This window comes from Nitrosomonas cryotolerans ATCC 49181 (assembly GCF_900143275.1).
GTDB lineage: Bacteria > Pseudomonadota > Gammaproteobacteria > Burkholderiales > Nitrosomonadaceae > Nitrosomonas > Nitrosomonas cryotolerans.
Genome location: NZ_FSRO01000001.1, coordinates 756,475 through 772,860, shown reverse-complemented (window position 1 = coordinate 772,860; position 16,386 = coordinate 756,475). Strand labels below are relative to the sequence as shown.

Sequence of the window (16,386 nt, the reverse complement as noted above, 5' to 3'; positions counted from 1 at the left end):
TTGAAACAACCAGGAAAAAACAAAGGGTGAGATCTTTGACCTCACCCCACGATAAATTTTTAATATAGTTCAGCCAGACATTTTTAAAAATCTCGATGGATTTTGCGGTACATCTTTATATCTAATTTCAAAATGTAGGTGCGGGCCAGTAGAACGACCTGTACTGCCAACCTTGGCAATTATCTGTCCCGCAAGACCACTTGCCCGAGTTTAACCAAACGCTTGGAGGCGTGGGCATAGCGACTGATCAGTTCATCTCCATGATCAATTTCAATCATATTACCATATTCAGGATGACGATCAGAATAGACTACCACACCACCCGCGCTAGCTCTGATTGGGGTTCCTGCTTTAACTGCAAAATCAACACCTTTATGAAAAGCACGCTTCCCCGAAAATGGATCAATTCTATAGCCATAGCCAGAGGAGTACCATTTTGTATCAACGGGCATAATAGAAGGCAGTACACGTTCCGCAAGTCGACCATAACGGAATAAAGAATCTAATGCACCTAGTCTATCAGCCCGTTCATCCAGCGCGTACGATAATGCTTGGAGTTTCCGATTAAATTCACTAAAAGTTATCTCTTCAGTAGGCAAGACGGCATGTCCGCCACCTTGCCCAGGCACATGGTTAATCGAAGATTCTTGCGACTGAATACCCGATGACTCCGTTAATCGTTCGCCCAAAGCGTCTAATCGCAATAACTGCGCTTGCATTTGTCCGAGCTTAATCGCCATGACATTCAGGTTATTGTGTAGATGCAACTGAATTTTACGATGCCTTTCTTCTTGGGGATTAACTAACAATGTTCTTAAAAGAGGAGATTTTATCCCATCTGCATAGCGCAATGACAAATAATTCAACCCTAATGACGATAATACGATTATGATAAAGAAAACGCTGATTATCAATAAAAAATGCGTACCTGTCAGAGTCAAACTCTTTGTTCGCGCCAGTTTATTAGAAATCAGAATAATGTTCATCTTTTGCCTTTTGCTTTAGCTAGTTTTATATAATTATGACCACGCGCAAAGTAAACAGTTACCTTAATCTTCTTGGTAGAACACCTAAATATCAGGGTTTATTTACTAAAATCAATGAATTAAACAAAATGCAGCAAATTTTTATGGCAGTTGTTCCGCCTTACTTAGCAAAACAATGTACGTTAGGCCGAATCTCCAATGGAACACTAATTGTATATACCGCAAATGGATCAATCGCAACAAAACTGAAGCAAGTTTCACCATCCTTATTATTGAAATTACAGAAAATCAATTGGCAGATTACTGCAATTCAAATCACTGTGCAAGCAGATTACTTTACTAAGAACACAGCAAATTTTCCAAGCGATTGCACTCCTAAAAAAAAATTACTCATGAGCCAGGCGGGAATAAAACATCTCAGCCAATTAGCCGAAAAACTACCTAATTCAGTGCTCCGACATGCTATCGAGTTATTATTAGAAAAACAACGAAAACTCCACGACAAATAAAGGGCTATCACGAAAAGGAACTTATATCTTACAGGCCGGTGCCTTCCAGGCACGCATGAAAAATTAGCTTAATTGAGGACTCCTAACAACTACAAATAGTCACCGATTTACTATTTCAATAAAAGAACATAACACTACTCCATTTCAAAGCACCAAGTAATTTATTCTAACCATATTTCATCTTCGCCAGACCGCTCGTATATAATATAATTTTTTTATGCTTCCATACGTTATTAATTTTTGCTCACCACAGCCCTGCGTATAAAAGCCAAGAATACTTTTGATGAAAACTAATTCTCCTTTAATTCAACTACTTTCGTTTTACCATCTGACCATATCGATAAAAACAATCTTATGAATGTTTTTTACGAAGAAGCAGGAGCATTCAAAGTCGGTTCGATACTCATTGACAACAACACATCTTTGCAAATAGAAGCTTCGCACGGCAAGCGCTCTAAAATTAAGGCGACATCAGTATTGCTCCGGTTTGACACACCACCCTTATCCGAATTCATGAACCATGCTCAGGAAACAGCAGATCGGTTAGATCCCGACTTTCTTTGGGAATGCTGTGAAAGCGACACTGAATTTGCCAGCAATACTCTAGCAGCAGATTATTTTGGCCACTCGCCCAGCCCAATAGAAGCAGCTGCAATCCTGATCATGCTGCACGATGCACCCATATATTTTTATAAAAAAGGTCGAGGACGCTATAAGGCTGCCCCGCCAGAAGCACTTAAGGCAGCTTTGGCTAGTCGGGAGAGAAAACAGCGTCAGGCAGAACAACAAGCGATTTATATAGCACAACTAAGTGCATTTACTTTACCTGAGGCATTTAGACCACAATTATTAAGCTTACTCTATAGCCCAGATAAAAACTCCATCGAATGGAAGGCACTCGAAGCCACTTGTGCTACAACAAAACTTACTCCATCGAAATTATTAGAGAAGTGTGGTGCCATTCCATCTACCCATGACTACCATTTAAATCAATTTCTTTGGGAGCATTTCCCAGAGGGTATAGATTTTGATGAGGTCAATCCAGAAAATAACCGGGACAATCTACAAGACTTACCCATCTCAGATGTTACGGCATTTAGCATAGACGATGCTACAACCACAGAAATTGATGATGCCTTTTCAGTTACGCCACTAACATTGGGCAGTTTCCGAATAGGTATCCATATAGCTGCGCCTGCACTTGGCATCACGCCTGCATCATCATTGGACAAAATAGCGGCACAACGACTCTCCACCGTTTATTTACCTGGCAACAAAATTACCATGTTACCAGCCACCATAATTGACCACTATACCCTAGGTGAAGAACGATTATGCCCAGTGCTTTCCCTCTATCTGAATGTAGCCGATGATTTTACGGTGGTCTCCACTGAGAGTTGCATTGAAAGAATAAAGATTACAACTAATTTACGTCATGAGGCGCTAGAAGAATATTTTAATGAGACCACATTAAGAAACAACAACTTGAATCACCCATTTAGTAAGGAATTACGACTATTATGGGATTTTTCTTGCAAAATGGAGATACTGCGCGGTAAAGCAAGCGATCTTAATAATGAGAAAATTGATTATAACTTCAGTATTAAAAATGATCGCGTTACCATTAGTGAACGGCGCCGGGGGTCACCAATAGACAAGTTGGTCTCAGAATTGATGATTTACGTTAACACAGAGTGGGGTAAACAATTGGCTGACGCCAGCATTGCAGGAATTTATCGCAATCAAGGCGGTGGTAAAGTAAAGATGAGCACCTCTCCCGCGCCACATCAGGGTCTAGGTGTTTCTCAATATGCGTGGAGCAGCTCACCACTACGCCGATATGTCGACTTAATCAATCAACGCCAGTTAATTGCATTGCTACGTGCTGAAGCACCTCCCTATACTAAAGGAAGTGATGCACTCTTGATTCCCATGCGGGATTTTGAACAAGCATATGCTATTTACAGTGATTTTCAGCGAGGAATGGAACGTTATTGGTGTTTACGTTGGCTGCTACAGGAAAATGTACACACGATTGATGCGCAGGTAATTAAAGAAAACCTGGTGAGATTCGATCATTTACCCTTGGTCGCTCGTGTTCCATCATTACCGGAAATATTACCCGGCACCTACGTTAAACTGAAAATATCTCAAATTGATTTACTTGAACGTAGCCTGCATGCACAATTTTTACACAAGCAAGAATCATGAAATCAGGCTATTAACCTTGAAACAAATAACCAGTTGCTATCCTTAATAAATATAATGAGATATTCCAAGATTTAACTTTCAAGGTGTTATCCGTTGGCAACTATCCTCAATATACTAAAGCCTTTATTTTCTTTATTTCATAATCAACAGCGCTTACAGAAGAATCGCTTGCTTGTAGCAATATTTTTCTCGCTGTTGCTGCATGCAGCTATATTATTTGGCGTCGCTTTTCGATTCCCAGACTCGAGCTTTAATAAAACTGCCACATCTTTAGAAGTCATCCTGGTTAATAACAAGTCCTCATCAGAACCAACCCAAACTAAAATACTTGCGCAAGAAAATTTAGAGGGCGGTGGAAATACTGATGATAATCGTCGTGCCAAAACACCTTTTCCGGCATTACCTAAAAGCAAGCCTCTAATAGATAATGTAACTTCTCAGCAGAAAGTTAAACAACTCGAGCAGAAAGCAAAGCAATTAATAACGGCTACAGAAAGTATGCAGCATATTGATCAACCCGATTCACAGACAAACTCATCCGATAAAAATCATGTATCGGATACCAGCAATTTACTCCAACGCAGCCTTGATATTGCTCGCTTAAAGGCACAAATCTCACAAGATTACGATACCTATCAAAAACGCCCAAAGCGAAAGTTTATCGGTGCACATACCAAAGAGTATCGATTCGCACGTTATGTTGAAGATTGGCGTATTAAGGTAGAACGCATAGGCAACCTCAATTACCCTGAGGAAGCCAGAAAAGGCAAGCTTTATGGCAGCTTACAGCTTACCGTTGGCATTCGATCCGATGGCAGCCTGGAATCAATTGGTATCAATCGCTCATCAGGAGAACAAATTCTAGATGAGGCTGCTATACGTATCGTGAGGCTTGCAGGCCAAAACGGATTTGCATCTTTTCCACCCGATATCAGCCATGATACAGATATTCTGCACATTACACGTACCTGGGTATTTACCCGCTCTGATCAATTACTCAGCCAATAATAGTCGGCTACCGTTGATTGAATGTATAAGTAAATCCGTTTACTATCAGGTCTCAGAAGATTCACGGGATTTTACAGCATTGCATCATAAAAGAACTTCGGTTTCATTTATGGAGACTTTTGCAAAAGCTCTCGCTACAAATTTTAACCTATTGATTGTAAATAGTTAATTTTCATCTATTGAGGTTTTACAAAGGTTTCAACCAGCCGATTTAATAAATTCTAATCACATACTCACTAAGCTTTAGCTTATTTGGTTCTTGTTTAACACATAAAATCCTAGGCCCATGATCGATTCATATGCTGTTATCGGCAATCCAGTTTCTCATAGCAAATCACCGTTCATTCATACCCAGTTTGCCCACCAGACCGGTCAAGAGATGCATTATCAAACAATTCTTGCACCATTAGATGGCTTTGAGATAGCCGTCAAACACTTCTATCAACAAAACGGAAAAGGTTTAAACATCACCGTCCCCTTTAAACTAGAAGCATACAAGTTACCGACCCGCTTAACTGAACGAGCCAGCTTAGCTCGGGCAGTTAATACGCTTAAATTCGATAATAATGAAATTCTGGGTGACAATACCGATGGCATTGGATTGGTACGTGATATTGCAGTCAACCTAGGCATGCCCATTACAAATAAACGAATATTATTAATGGGTGCAGGGGGGGCTGCGCGTGGCACGATTTTACCATTGCTGGAACAAAAACCAGCCATACTCGTTATCGCCAACCGTACGAAACATAAAGCAAACAGGTTACATCAACAATTCATTACCTATGGAAATATAGCATCTGGCGACTATCCGGATTTTTCAGATCAGGGTTTTGACATTATTATTAATTCGACTTCTGCCAGCTTACATGACAAATTACCGCCATTATCTCCCAATAACTTCACAGAGGAATCATTAGCCTATGACATGATGTATAGCAACGAACCTACCCCTTTCTTAAGGTTTGCTAAAGAGCAAGGCGTTCGATATCTGGCAGATGGGATTGGCATGCTGGTTGAACAAGCAGCTGAATCGTTTTTTTTATGGCGCGGGGTCAGGCCAGAAACAAACAGCATAATAGAAATACTCAAGCTAAAAACATAAACCGAAGAATCATATTTTCCCATATGCCGTACCCATCTGCCCCCTGTCAACATGACATACTAATGCCATTTCTAGTTTGAGATAAGCAATAACTTCACCTGCTATGATCTGGGTTATTCGCCGCCACCAACAAGCTCATTTCTGTGAAATTTGATATCACATAAGGGAACTGTCTCGTAATATGGAATTTATCCATCTTTTACTATACAACAAATTAATTATTAACAATTAAAATTTTGGAAAATTCTATTACGAGACAACCCCATAAAACATACGGAAGAAAAACTCTCAAGCGCTGGATCTGGCGGTTTATTTTTATACTTATTTATTCCATATTCCTGTACCAGCTATGGATTCTTAGTCATGTTGTCTACTGGAATGTCTATAATCCAACAACCAGCGCATTTATGCAAAACCGATTAAATGTCATGCGGGAAAAGGATGCGGCAGCAACTTTATTTCAAACATGGATACCCTACGAGCTGATCTCTGTTCAGATGAAGCGAGCCATTATTGTCGCCGAAGATGCTAAATTCAAGAATCACAAGGGCTTTGATTTTGATGCCATACAGAATGCGTTTGAGAAAAATTTAGAAGCTGGCAGGATGGTTGCCGGAGGCTCTACTATTAGTCAGCAGCTCGCAAAAAATTTATTTCTCTCTGATAAAAAATCACTATTACGCAAGATCCAGGAAGCGATTATTACATTAATGCTGGAAAATATTATGTCAAAACGTCGAATCCTGGAAATCTATTTAAACATCATCGAATGGGGAAATGGCATATTTGGAGTGGAAGCCGCCGCTCACCACTATTATGCTACACCTGCTTTATCGCTCACTGCAGAACAAGCGACCTATCTTGCAGCAATGGTTACTAATCCCCGTTATTATGATAAAAATCGTCAGTCGCAACGGCTATTAAAAAAAGGAAAAATTTTTCTCAAACGATTACATTCCGCAGAAATTCCTTGATACCCCCTTGAATTTCAGATGAATCCAGTCGCTTTCGACTCGTCTATAGACCAGACGTGAAATGCTTTATGCCTATTAGGAAGGATTTATACTTTTCGCTTATCTATACTCGCTGAGTATGACAAATGAAATTATAAAATTAGTTCATCAAAATAGTGAGTGCTATTTTGCCATTGCTATTTTTCCATTGGATAATCTGCTATGACCAAAATCAACAATCAGGATGAAAACCAGGAAGCACAGACCCCTCTACAACGCGTTATTTGTTTACTGCACAAATATAAACTCGTTGAAGGCTTTGTAAATCTACAGGAAAAGCCGGATCAGGCACTTACCCAGTCCCCTGTACAAAAGCAAAATCTGGCTGAGCTTCAATGCTTACTTGACAAACTGCATCCTGCTGATATTGCCTACGTCTTAGAAGCCTTACCATTGGAAGATCGTCTATTGATATGGAATATGGTTAAAGCAGAGCATGATGGGGAAGTGTTGCTAGAAGCCTCCGATGCTATTCGCGAAACGCTGATTACAGACATGGGTAATACAGAATTAGTGGCCGCAGCAGAGCAACTGGATGCTGACGAGATTGCAGATCTTGCACCCGATCTCCCTCAAGATGTACTGGAAGATGTCTTATGGGCGTTGCCTATTACAGAACGCGAACAACTTCGTGCTGCCATGTCTTTTCCCGAAGATGCCGTAGGTGCATTAATGGATTTTGATGTCATTACTATCCGCGAAGATGTCAGATTGGAAGTTGTCTTGCGTTATTTAAGACGCTTAGATGAATTACCTGACCATACTGACCAGCTATTCGTAGTAGATAGAGACGAACATCTCAAGGGAGTATTATTGGTCAGTCGGTTATTGGTCAGCGATCCAGAAACCCAAGTTGCCGCAGTAATGACCAAAGAAATGGTAAAGCTACACCCTAATGATAATGCACAACAAGCTACCTATGCTTTTGAGCGTTACGACCTTGTTTCCGCCTCGGTAGTCGATGTGGATGATAAATTGCTAGGCCGCGTCACAGTCAATGCAGTCATTGACTTTATCCGTGAAAAAGCCGAAAACGAAGCACTAAACTTAGCTGGTTTGAGCGAAGAAGAGGATCTTTTTGCGCCTGTATTAAAAAGCGTAAAGAATCGCTGGTTCTGGCTGGCTGTCAACCTGGTAACCGCATTTATTGCTTCACGCGTCATTGGCGTATTTGAAGACTCAATCGAAAAACTGGTTGCACTAGCGGCACTTATGCCTATTATTGCAGGAATTGGTGGAAATTCTGGTAATCAAACAATTACCATGATTGTACGTGCACTGGCATTAGGACAGATCAATACCGATAGCGCCTGGAAATTAATCGCTAAAGAACTCGGGGTGAGCGCTGTGAACGGCTTAATGTGGGGTGGTATTGTCGGACTATTTACCTTTATTATTTATCAGAATGCGTCACTCGGATTAGTCATGACCGCTGCAATGATACTCAATCTTCTTTTGGCTGCGTTATTAGGCGTACTCATCCCATTGACATTGAGTAAATGTGGTCGTGATCCTGCAATTGGCTCCAGTGTAATGATTACCGCTGTTACTGATAGCGGCGGTTTCTTTATTTTCCTAGGGCTGGCCACAATCTTTTTGTTATAGATTAAGCTTTATAATCAATACGTTCTATCCCAATAAGAGAGCACTCCCATTCTATGAATAGAATTATTTACTTCTTTTGAGAGACCGCCAGAAATGTTTTGTACGCTAAATGGGGTAGCAAGAGGTAAAGTGGCATCCGTATCCAGTGACTACGTATGTACAATAAGAATCGGGCGATTACCGCACGTCTAGACGGTCGATCTGGATGTAATGGGAATAAGCCCAATGGAACCAAACCATTCATAATCCATAAGATTATTCTGCCCGGTTTCTCATTGAGGTTATCCGCAACATGATCAGGAATCGGCGTTGTAAATATGGCACGACTAAAATGTAAGCTATAAAACAGGGGACGCCCTAAACACAGCTGATTTGCTCGTGTAATTAATTTTTTCCAAAAATCCGGTTCCTTCCTATAGAAAAACAGCAGTAAATCATGAAAATCCAGCAAGTCGCGTAAATCATTGGCCAGCTCATTATTTTGAAACAAATTAACCGCACAATGTAGCACCATATCTTCCGGGCCGAGTATTTGCGCGTTTAAGCTATCTACGGCTACTGCACTCTCAAAAAGTAACTCAGGCTTTATTTTTAATCGGCTGGTCGGCGGCGCAACAGTATGATGAATATCTACTTCCGTTTCTCTTTCAATGTGAATCAATGGTGGAATTTCATGACTCCATACTCGGTAATAATATTCATCATAAGCTGAGAGTTCATGATGCTGCCACCCTTTTTTCTGCAAGACCGATTCAACATGTGACATATCACTTTTTGTAACCATGAGATCCAGATCGACATAAACACGTCCACTCGCTTCAGGTAATCCGGCAAGCAAATAAGCAACGCCTTTTAGGATAATAATTGGCGCATCAACCTTTCGTAATGCCCATAAGACTCGATTCAATTCCCAATATGTCAACTGCTGGAGTTTTTGAGCTTGAATAAGGCCTGAGTGAAGTTGATTGGCTGCTCGTATGGGAATTTTTTCCAGCAAATTTCTTTTATTCAGCTCTATTGCTAAGCGTCCCAGCAATTTTACCTTTCTTGCCAGCCTTAACAATAATTCCCAATCAGCCGCATTATATTCAACCAGACGCGCCGGGTTAGTCAGCCCAAGCAGTAATAGCTTATGATGGTCCTGCCACTTATGCATCACGAGTCAATGTATCAATTGCTTCTAAGACATCATCAAAATTAGAATACACCAGTTTATAGCAGCGACAGGTTTCGATAAGGTGTGTAATAGCCTGAAATCCGGCCTCACCCAGTATTTCATAGTTAAACGAATTACTCGCCAACAATAAAAAAGCTTCCGAGTCAGATAGTGGATCCAGTTTTAATGCAGCCCCTGCGATCCATTTAGGAAACAAAATCCAGTTTGCTTTTGCAGTTTCTCCCGAGCGTATAATACTTTCCTTGGGTGGACAAACATGTGCGACCGTACCTTTCTGGGTATTGGATATTTCATGCCCCAATATGGCCTCAGGTAAATAATCTCTGATAACACGAATAGATTCATTCTTAAGTGGCATCAAACGCGGTATTGGAAGAAAGCGCCCCTGCCCGGGGTCCATTAATCCAAATTCATCAGAAAACAGGCGGTATCCCCGGTGCACCAAAACAGTGCATAGTGTCGTTTTACCACTCCCTGGCCAAGCCGGGAATAAAATTGCATGACCATTCTTTTCAATTACAGCTGCATGCAATAACAGCAAATGGTTAACGCGAACTGCAATAGCAAGGTTAATTCCCCATTCCAACGCCACAAGCGCTTGTTCAGGCGGAAAAAGTGAAAATGGTGAATATCCATCAAGCAAAAAACCAATTTGGTTAGAGAATGGTGCTTTTATTGAACGAGTTGAAACAACACGCACATGAAATTCGGCTATTTCATCCTGTGCCAGCTTATAATGCTTATACAGCTTATAGAGATGATTCGAAAGCGATGAATGATTGGTATTGATGCACACGTTAAAAGGCCCCATTTCAACTCTAAGCCCCGTGTTTGAAAGCAAGGTAGTGACTTCTTTAAATGAAAGCTGCCCCACAAACATGAAAAGATTCCTATCCAGTTTTCTCGATCAATCCTAATGCTTCAAAACGATACAATACTTTTCTGATCGACAATACAAAATCCGGATCAGGGGATAACTGGAATCGTTTAGCCAGATCACTGCAGATTTCATCTATTGATGCTGGTGTCTGATTAAGCGTGGAAATAACATGCATACCCATCTGATTTATAAAATGGGTTTTTCCAGAATCAGGCTGATAAACGGTGAATTCATCATCCCACTCTTCTATTCGCAAAGACGAAAAATTGGTGGATCGCCAGATCACTTCTGAGCTCATCTATGCATCGAATGGTTTTGAATCTAAAAATACTCGGCCGATTGAAATAGACCTATATTGTCGGCGGTAATATGGGAACTCTGGCACTGATCGAATTAAATGCCGTTGATGAAACCATGATTCCACCCCGCCTTTCACATTCCTTAGCCTGCTGCTTCGGTTTAAGATCTCTATCCACAAGAGTGGCTGTAGGACTATCTCCTAGATCATATTTACTGCCATCCGGCTGCCCTTCATGGTTAAGACAATATAAATCACCATGCTCGTTTCTAGCGACATCATCATCAATTCCAACTTCCCCTATGAGGTTACTCGTACGAGCCAATGCAGCACCACTGTGCAGCGTCATAATCACAGGAATCGCCACCGCACCTTTGAGTAATCGTCTTCTTTTACCTTCCGACGGATTACCTTCCGAATCTTTTAATATAGGCTGTTCAGTCTGTTTACGTAATTGTTCTTCACTCATTTATATTGACCTCTCATGATAGATTAGGAAGTTTTAAGCTAACCACCACTTCGCTAACAGTATGTGAAAATTCATAACATGGCATATCAATCAATTAAAAAAACAACCAACCTTGTTTCCTAATAACATTGAGATATAACCAACCATCCCTATTATCAATCATATATCTCACGCAATGTTTCTCTAAAAGATCAGAAGCAAAATACATGCCAAATTAATGACTAAAATATTAGAACAACAAATACATAAAGTTATAATAAAAATAGTCTCACTAAATGAGCACCACATTATCAGTTGTAATAAATTTCGACAATCATCACGATATCGAAATGAACTATTGCATCAAGATAAATCAGTTCGTACTAGCAGGTTCGCGCTCATCGATAAATCGGCTAGACTAGATGCTGATATACAGTTATACCTGAATTTGCTCGTGTATGAGCAATTTTTTATTGCCCCTTATTTGTTAAAGCACCGGTAGCATCCATAAAATTAATACCGCAGGGGATAAAACGCCTCCGATTACCACGACCGCCAAGGGCCGCTACACGTCTACGCCAATACTTGCAGCCAATGCCATAGGAACAAAGCCAACCGCATCTGTTACTGTAGTCACCAGGCCAAGATCAGGCGTGCCAGGGCGCCTGTTTGAACCGCATCGCTTAATGCGTATCCCTGCGCGCGCAAATCACGAATAAATGATAGCATAACCAATGAGGCTGTCACGTAATTCGCCCGCCATCAATAATTTTCCACCCTTAGATCCTTCTGCCCATTCTCAATCAAGCGCCGCATCCCGGTTAGGCGGCAAAACCTCATGCGCTCTGTCTTCTGGAATCATGCGATCCCATCCGATAATCATTGCATCTAGCGCCATACCAATGAAGAACCCTCTACAAGATTTATATTTACATCTGGTTTGCTATCTACCAGGCAATGAATAAAACCATTTGTGTAATATTAAAAAGACCACTGCATAACTGGTTATCTCGGGCTGAGCAAGATTTTTAAGTGTTTGATTTATCAATGCTGCAAGTAATCAGAAAAGCTTAAAAATACAGTTATGCAGCGGTCTTTTAAAGAGTACCAGCATCTATTCAACAGCCTGATATTTAAGGCTATTCAACATCATTTTACATAAATTAATTTACATTGACATTGCCCGACCTAAGGCTTTAACGGTTTTGCAGCATGTCGAGGAGGATGAAATAGCGAATCCAAAATTGATTCGGAAATTGAAGCAGGAATAAATACAGCTAAAATTTCTTTGCCTATAGCAGTCGACATCAACGACGGAAGCATAAAGAAAAAGGATTGATATCGTTCCGCTGCGGAAAAATACAGGCACATCATCACATCCACATCTTCCCTGATCCGAAAAGCCGTTCTGCCGTTGAAATGTCTTATCTGCTATCTGTGCAAAAGGCAACGCATGCTGGTGATGATCCAGTTCATGAACAAATACCTCACCCTGAAATGATCAGGCCAAGTGTATTTGTCAGCAAACCGACAATAATGTCAAGGCAACTGAATTCACAATTAAGAATCCGCTCATAGCGTCAGGATTATATACTCGACAGGGAATCGCTACCAACCTAACATTAATCACTCATCGCGACTTGAATTAGGTCAGAATGAATAGAACAGCTTCACATCCGAGATTACCAGAATACAACGATTACACAATATCCGATTACACAATATCAATTCCTTCCTGTGCCAACATTCCTACTAGCGCAATCAGGGGTAATCCAATCAGGGCGTTAGGATCATCACCCGTCATACTTTCAATCAATACAATCCCCAGTCCTTCAGACTTGGCACTACCGGCACAATGATATGGCTGCTCTCTGGTAAGGTAATTCTCAATTTGTTGGTCGCTTAGCTGGCGAAACTTGACATAATAAGGAACAACACGCGTTTGCATGTAATCGCTCCGACTATTAAGAAGACTTAAAGCGGTGTAGAATACCACTTTTTTCCCGCGCATAAACTGTAACTGTTTTGTTGCGTTTGCATGACTTAAAGGCTTGCCCAACCGGATACCATCTAGCACCGCGACCTGATCAGCGCCTATTATCAGCGCATCGGTATAAGTTCTAGCAACAGCGCGAGCTTTAGTTTCAGCTAAACGAACAGCGGTCCTTTCTGGTATCTCGCTTGGCAAAGGCGTTTCATCTATTTCTGGGCTGGCTGTTACAAACGGGATTTCTAATCGCCTGAGAAGTTCCTGGCGATAGATGGAACTTGACCCTAGTATAAGTTTTTGAGTGATATTGCGAGTTTTCAAGATTACCTTCTGGATGATTTTGACACTTAAAGGTAAAAAATATAACATGCGCCCATTATGTCTGCACGATTTGTCATAAACCTGCTTGATTTCGTACGCGATTCGGGAGCACATCATGGTAAAATTCCGCTCGCAGAACTAGAGCGGCTACAAGATTATCTATTTGACAATACTAATGAATTAATTTACACCATTGATGGAAGACTGAATAAGGATAATAAACCAACACTGCAAATCAGCATTAAAGGTGAAGTTAATCTCTATTGCCAACGCTGTCTTGACAAAATGGCACATGCAATTGATCTCAAAACAAGCCTACTACTGGTAGAAAATGAAGCTGAACTTTGCCAATATGATGAAGAGGATTCAATTGATACTATTTTGGCAACGCCCAGTATTGATGTTTGGGTACTTATAGAGGATGAAATTATTCTAAATTTACCCATGACGCCGTGTCATCAGGAGGACACATGCAAAATAGATCATTTAGTTAAAAATAGTACAGAACAATTGACGCATCCCTTTGCTGCACTGACAGCATTAAAAAAAACGCACTAACTAGAATTATTTAAGGAGTTAACACAAAATGGCCGTTCAACAAAACAAAAAATCTCCGTCAAAACGAGGCATGCATCGTTCGCACGACTTTCTGATTAAGCCACCGCTAGCGGTGGAACCCAGCACTGGAGAAGTGCATTTACGTCATCATATTAGCCCCAATGGCTATTATCGCGGTAAAAAAGTGATCAAGACTAAGAACGATTAAATATAAATTCTATTATTCCAGACTACCACGTCAAGCACATAGCCTTTTCCAGTCATAAGAGCTCCCAAATTGGACATTACTGTAGCGATAGACTGCATGGGTGGTGATCACGGCCCCCATGTAATCGTTCCATCAGCTGTTGATTATCTTCGTCAAGACTCTGAAGTCAATATCATTCTGGTAGGAATATCCGATGCAATTGAATCGGAATTACACGCGATCAAGGCTGAGATGGGCCCGCGTTTAAGACTGCATGCTGCAAGTGAAGTCGTTGGTATGGATGAATCGCCTGCCCTGGCGCTACGGAATAAAAAAGATTCCTCGATGCGGGTTGCTATTAATCTGGTCAAAAATGGTGAAGCACAGGCTTGCATCAGTGCAGGTAACACGGGTGCATTATTGGCAACTTCCCGCTTTGTGTTAAAAACAATCCCAGGTATTGATCGCCCTGCACTGGCAGTTATATTGCCCACAATCACGGGTCATACGTATATGTTAGATTTAGGTGCAAATGTTGACTGTAGCGCAGAACACTTACTTCAATTCGGGGTCATGGGCGCCTCTCTGGTTTCATCAGTAGAAGATAAAGCATTACCAAGCGTAGGCCTATTGAATATAGGCGAAGAAGAAATTAAAGGAAATGAAATAGTAAAACAGGCAGCAGAGCTGTTACGTAATAGCGGGCTTAATTTTTATGGCAATGTTGAAGGTAACGATATATACAAAGGCACAACTGACGTAGTGGTGTGTGATGGCTTTGTCGGAAATGTCACTCTAAAAACTTCGGAAGGCTTAGCACAAATGCTCGCGACCTACTTGCGCGAAGAATTTCAACGTAACCTATTCACAAAATTTGCAGGTATTTTTGCCAAACCAGTAATTAATGCCTTCAAGAACCGGGTAGATCATCGCCAATATAACGGTGCCAGTCTGCTAGGGCTACGTGGTATCGTTATTAAAAGTCATGGCTCTGCCGACAATTATGCATTTTGCTCCGCTATTAAGCGTGCGGTTGATGAGGCACGCGGCGGAATGCTACGTCGTATTAGTGAGCGCGTTGCAGAACTGTCTTATCACTCCAAACCTTCTCCGAGAGAAACTGTAAAATGATGTATTCAAGAATCATTGGAACAGGTAGCTATCTACCAGAAAAGATTCTTACTAATCATGACCTTGAGCGCATGGTTGACACTAGCGATGAGTGGATACGCAGCCGTACGGGTATCACCCAGCGACATATCGCAGCAAAGGGTCAGGTTGCCAGTGATTTGGCACTCAACGCCAGCCTGATGGCGATGGATGCGGCCAATGTAGCGGCTAAGGATATTGATCTGATCATCGTTGCCACGACAACGCCAGACATGGTTTTTCCCAGCACTGCTTGTATTTTGCAGGACAAATTGGGAATAGAGGATTGCCCTGCATTTGATGTACAGGCTGTTTGCAGTGGATTTGTCTATGCGCTTGCTACAGCTGATATGTTTATTCGCGCAGGCCAATGTCGGAATGCATTGGTAGTAGGTAGCGAGATTTATTCCAATATAGTGGACTGGAATGATCGCAGTACTTGTGTATTATTCGGTGATGGCGCGGGCGCAGTAGTACTAACCGGAGGCGATCAACCGGGAATATTATCCAATCATCTTCATGCCAGCGGGCGTTATAGTAAAGTGCTTTCTGTACCTGGCAATATTTGTGGCGGTGGCCTACAGGGTAATCCATACATCCGTATGGATGGAAATGCCGTCTTTAAGTTTGCCGTAAAAGTACTGGAGGAAGTCGTACATGAAGCGGTCGCTGCAAATAATCTGAAAATATCTGATATAGATTGGTTGATTCCACATCAGGCAAATATACGTATCATACGCTCTACTGCAAAAAAACTGGGCATCCCCATGGAGAAAGTAGTCGCAACGGTTCATGAGCATGGCAACACTTCTGCTGCTTCCATTCCGTTAGCATTGGATGTTGCTGTGCGTGATGGACGCATCCACTCTGATCAATATGTGCTACTCGAAGGTGTTGGGGGCGGCTTTACTTGGGGGGCGGTTTTACTCCGCTGGTAACTT

15 protein-coding genes and 1 pseudogene are annotated in these 16,386 nt (G+C 41.4%); 10 read left to right on the top strand and 6 right to left on the bottom strand.

The features are described 5' to 3' along the window. Positions 1-69: 69 nt before the first annotated feature. A pseudogene (locus tag BUQ89_RS14100) lies at positions 70-452 on the bottom strand (M23 family metallopeptidase). Positions 453-1,021: 569 nt separating this feature from the next. Between BUQ89_RS14100 and BUQ89_RS03390 the strand changes: the two are divergent. From BUQ89_RS03390 to mgtE, 6 genes are all read left to right on the top strand, one after another. After that, entirely contained in the window at positions 1,022-1,495 is a 474-nt protein-coding gene (locus tag BUQ89_RS03390; protein ID WP_028461015.1) for a DciA family protein, read from the top strand. Positions 1,496-1,849: 354 nt separating this feature from the next. Continuing rightward, the gene (locus tag BUQ89_RS03385; protein ID WP_028461016.1) at positions 1,850-3,706 is read left to right on the top strand and encodes a ribonuclease catalytic domain-containing protein; all 1,857 of its coding nucleotides are present in this window, start codon (positions 1,850-1,852) and stop codon (positions 3,704-3,706) included. 102 nt (positions 3,707-3,808) lie between these two features. Next, positions 3,809-4,714, top strand: coding sequence for an energy transducer TonB (locus tag BUQ89_RS03380; protein WP_245813030.1), 906 nt, complete (start codon positions 3,809-3,811; stop codon positions 4,712-4,714). A gap of 286 nt (positions 4,715-5,000) precedes the next feature. Continuing rightward, a complete protein-coding gene (aroE, locus tag BUQ89_RS03375) occupies positions 5,001-5,819 on the top strand; it encodes a shikimate dehydrogenase (RefSeq protein ID WP_036572731.1) in 819 nt (272 codons plus the stop codon). 236 nt (positions 5,820-6,055) lie between these two features. Then, complete coding sequence (mtgA, locus tag BUQ89_RS03370) at positions 6,056-6,793, top strand: monofunctional biosynthetic peptidoglycan transglycosylase (protein ID WP_083399505.1); 738 nt, start codon at positions 6,056-6,058, stop codon at positions 6,791-6,793. A gap of 201 nt (positions 6,794-6,994) precedes the next feature. Then, a complete protein-coding gene (gene mgtE, locus BUQ89_RS03365) occupies positions 6,995-8,437 on the top strand; it encodes a magnesium transporter (protein WP_028461020.1) in 1,443 nt (480 codons plus the stop codon). Positions 8,438-8,504: 67 nt separating this feature from the next. Here the strand turns inward: mgtE and BUQ89_RS03360 are convergent, their stop codons facing one another. From BUQ89_RS03360 to BUQ89_RS03340, 5 genes are all read right to left on the bottom strand, one after another. Next, the gene (locus BUQ89_RS03360; RefSeq protein ID WP_036572736.1) at positions 8,505-9,593 is read right to left on the bottom strand and encodes a nucleotidyltransferase domain-containing protein; all 1,089 of its coding nucleotides are present in this window, start codon (positions 9,591-9,593) and stop codon (positions 8,505-8,507) included. Further along, entirely contained in the window at positions 9,586-10,494 is a 909-nt protein-coding gene (locus tag BUQ89_RS03355; RefSeq protein WP_028461022.1) for an HprK-related kinase A, read from the bottom strand. Before BUQ89_RS03355 ends, BUQ89_RS03360 begins: the two co-directional genes overlap by 8 nt. A 10-nt stretch (positions 10,495-10,504) precedes the next feature. Then, positions 10,505-10,792 carry an HPr-rel-A system PqqD family peptide chaperone gene (locus tag BUQ89_RS03350; RefSeq protein ID WP_028461023.1) on the bottom strand — a complete coding sequence of 96 codons (288 nt, stop codon included), beginning with the start codon at positions 10,790-10,792 and terminating at the stop codon, positions 10,505-10,507. 52 nt (positions 10,793-10,844) lie between these two features. Beyond that, positions 10,845-11,261: a hypothetical protein gene (locus tag BUQ89_RS03345; protein ID WP_028461024.1), complete on the bottom strand. Its 417-nt coding sequence runs from the start codon at positions 11,259-11,261 to the stop codon at positions 10,845-10,847. A gap of 1,693 nt (positions 11,262-12,954) precedes the next feature. Then, positions 12,955-13,551 (bottom strand): Maf family protein, encoded by a 597-nt coding sequence (locus BUQ89_RS03340; RefSeq protein WP_028461025.1) that lies wholly within the window; start codon positions 13,549-13,551, stop codon positions 12,955-12,957. 57 nt (positions 13,552-13,608) lie between these two features. Here BUQ89_RS03340 and BUQ89_RS03335 point away from each other — a divergent pair, with 57 nt between their 5' ends. The 4 genes from BUQ89_RS03335 (at position 13,609) to BUQ89_RS03320 (ending at position 16,383) form a co-directional block, all read left to right on the top strand. Further along, positions 13,609-14,109, top strand: a complete 501-nt coding sequence (locus BUQ89_RS03335; RefSeq protein WP_028461026.1) for a YceD family protein — start codon at positions 13,609-13,611, stop codon at positions 14,107-14,109. 28 nt (positions 14,110-14,137) lie between these two features. Next, complete coding sequence (gene rpmF / locus BUQ89_RS03330) at positions 14,138-14,317, top strand: 50S ribosomal protein L32 (protein ID WP_028461027.1); 180 nt, start codon at positions 14,138-14,140, stop codon at positions 14,315-14,317. Positions 14,318-14,386: 69 nt separating this feature from the next. Next, a complete protein-coding gene (gene plsX / locus BUQ89_RS03325) occupies positions 14,387-15,427 on the top strand; it encodes a phosphate acyltransferase PlsX (protein WP_028461028.1) in 1,041 nt (346 codons plus the stop codon). Further along, a complete protein-coding gene (locus BUQ89_RS03320; protein WP_028461029.1) occupies positions 15,424-16,383 on the top strand; it encodes a beta-ketoacyl-ACP synthase III in 960 nt (319 codons plus the stop codon). The genes plsX and BUQ89_RS03320 overlap by 4 nt, the downstream gene beginning before the upstream one ends. Positions 16,384-16,386: the final 3 nt, after the last annotated feature.

Coding starts and splice junctions, on each gene's coding strand:
- BUQ89_RS03390 (WP_028461015.1), top strand. CDS start 1,022: ATGACCACGCGCAAAGTAAACAGTTACCTTAATCTTCTTGGTAGAACA.
- BUQ89_RS03385 (WP_028461016.1), top strand. CDS start 1,850: ATGAATGTTTTTTACGAAGAAGCAGGAGCATTCAAAGTCGGTTCGATA.
- aroE (WP_036572731.1), top strand. CDS start 5,001: ATGATCGATTCATATGCTGTTATCGGCAATCCAGTTTCTCATAGCAAA.
- mgtE (WP_028461020.1), top strand. CDS start 6,995: ATGACCAAAATCAACAATCAGGATGAAAACCAGGAAGCACAGACCCCT.
- BUQ89_RS03360 (WP_036572736.1), bottom strand. CDS start 9,593: ATGCATAAGTGGCAGGACCATCATAAGCTATTACTGCTTGGGCTGACT.
- BUQ89_RS03355 (WP_028461022.1), bottom strand. CDS start 10,494: ATGTTTGTGGGGCAGCTTTCATTTAAAGAAGTCACTACCTTGCTTTCA.
- BUQ89_RS03350 (WP_028461023.1), bottom strand. CDS start 10,792: ATGAGCTCAGAAGTGATCTGGCGATCCACCAATTTTTCGTCTTTGCGA.
- BUQ89_RS03345 (WP_028461024.1), bottom strand. CDS start 11,261: ATGAGTGAAGAACAATTACGTAAACAGACTGAACAGCCTATATTAAAA.
- BUQ89_RS03335 (WP_028461026.1), top strand. CDS start 13,609: ATGTCTGCACGATTTGTCATAAACCTGCTTGATTTCGTACGCGATTCG.
- rpmF (WP_028461027.1), top strand. CDS start 14,138: ATGGCCGTTCAACAAAACAAAAAATCTCCGTCAAAACGAGGCATGCAT.
- BUQ89_RS03320 (WP_028461029.1), top strand. CDS start 15,424: ATGATGTATTCAAGAATCATTGGAACAGGTAGCTATCTACCAGAAAAG.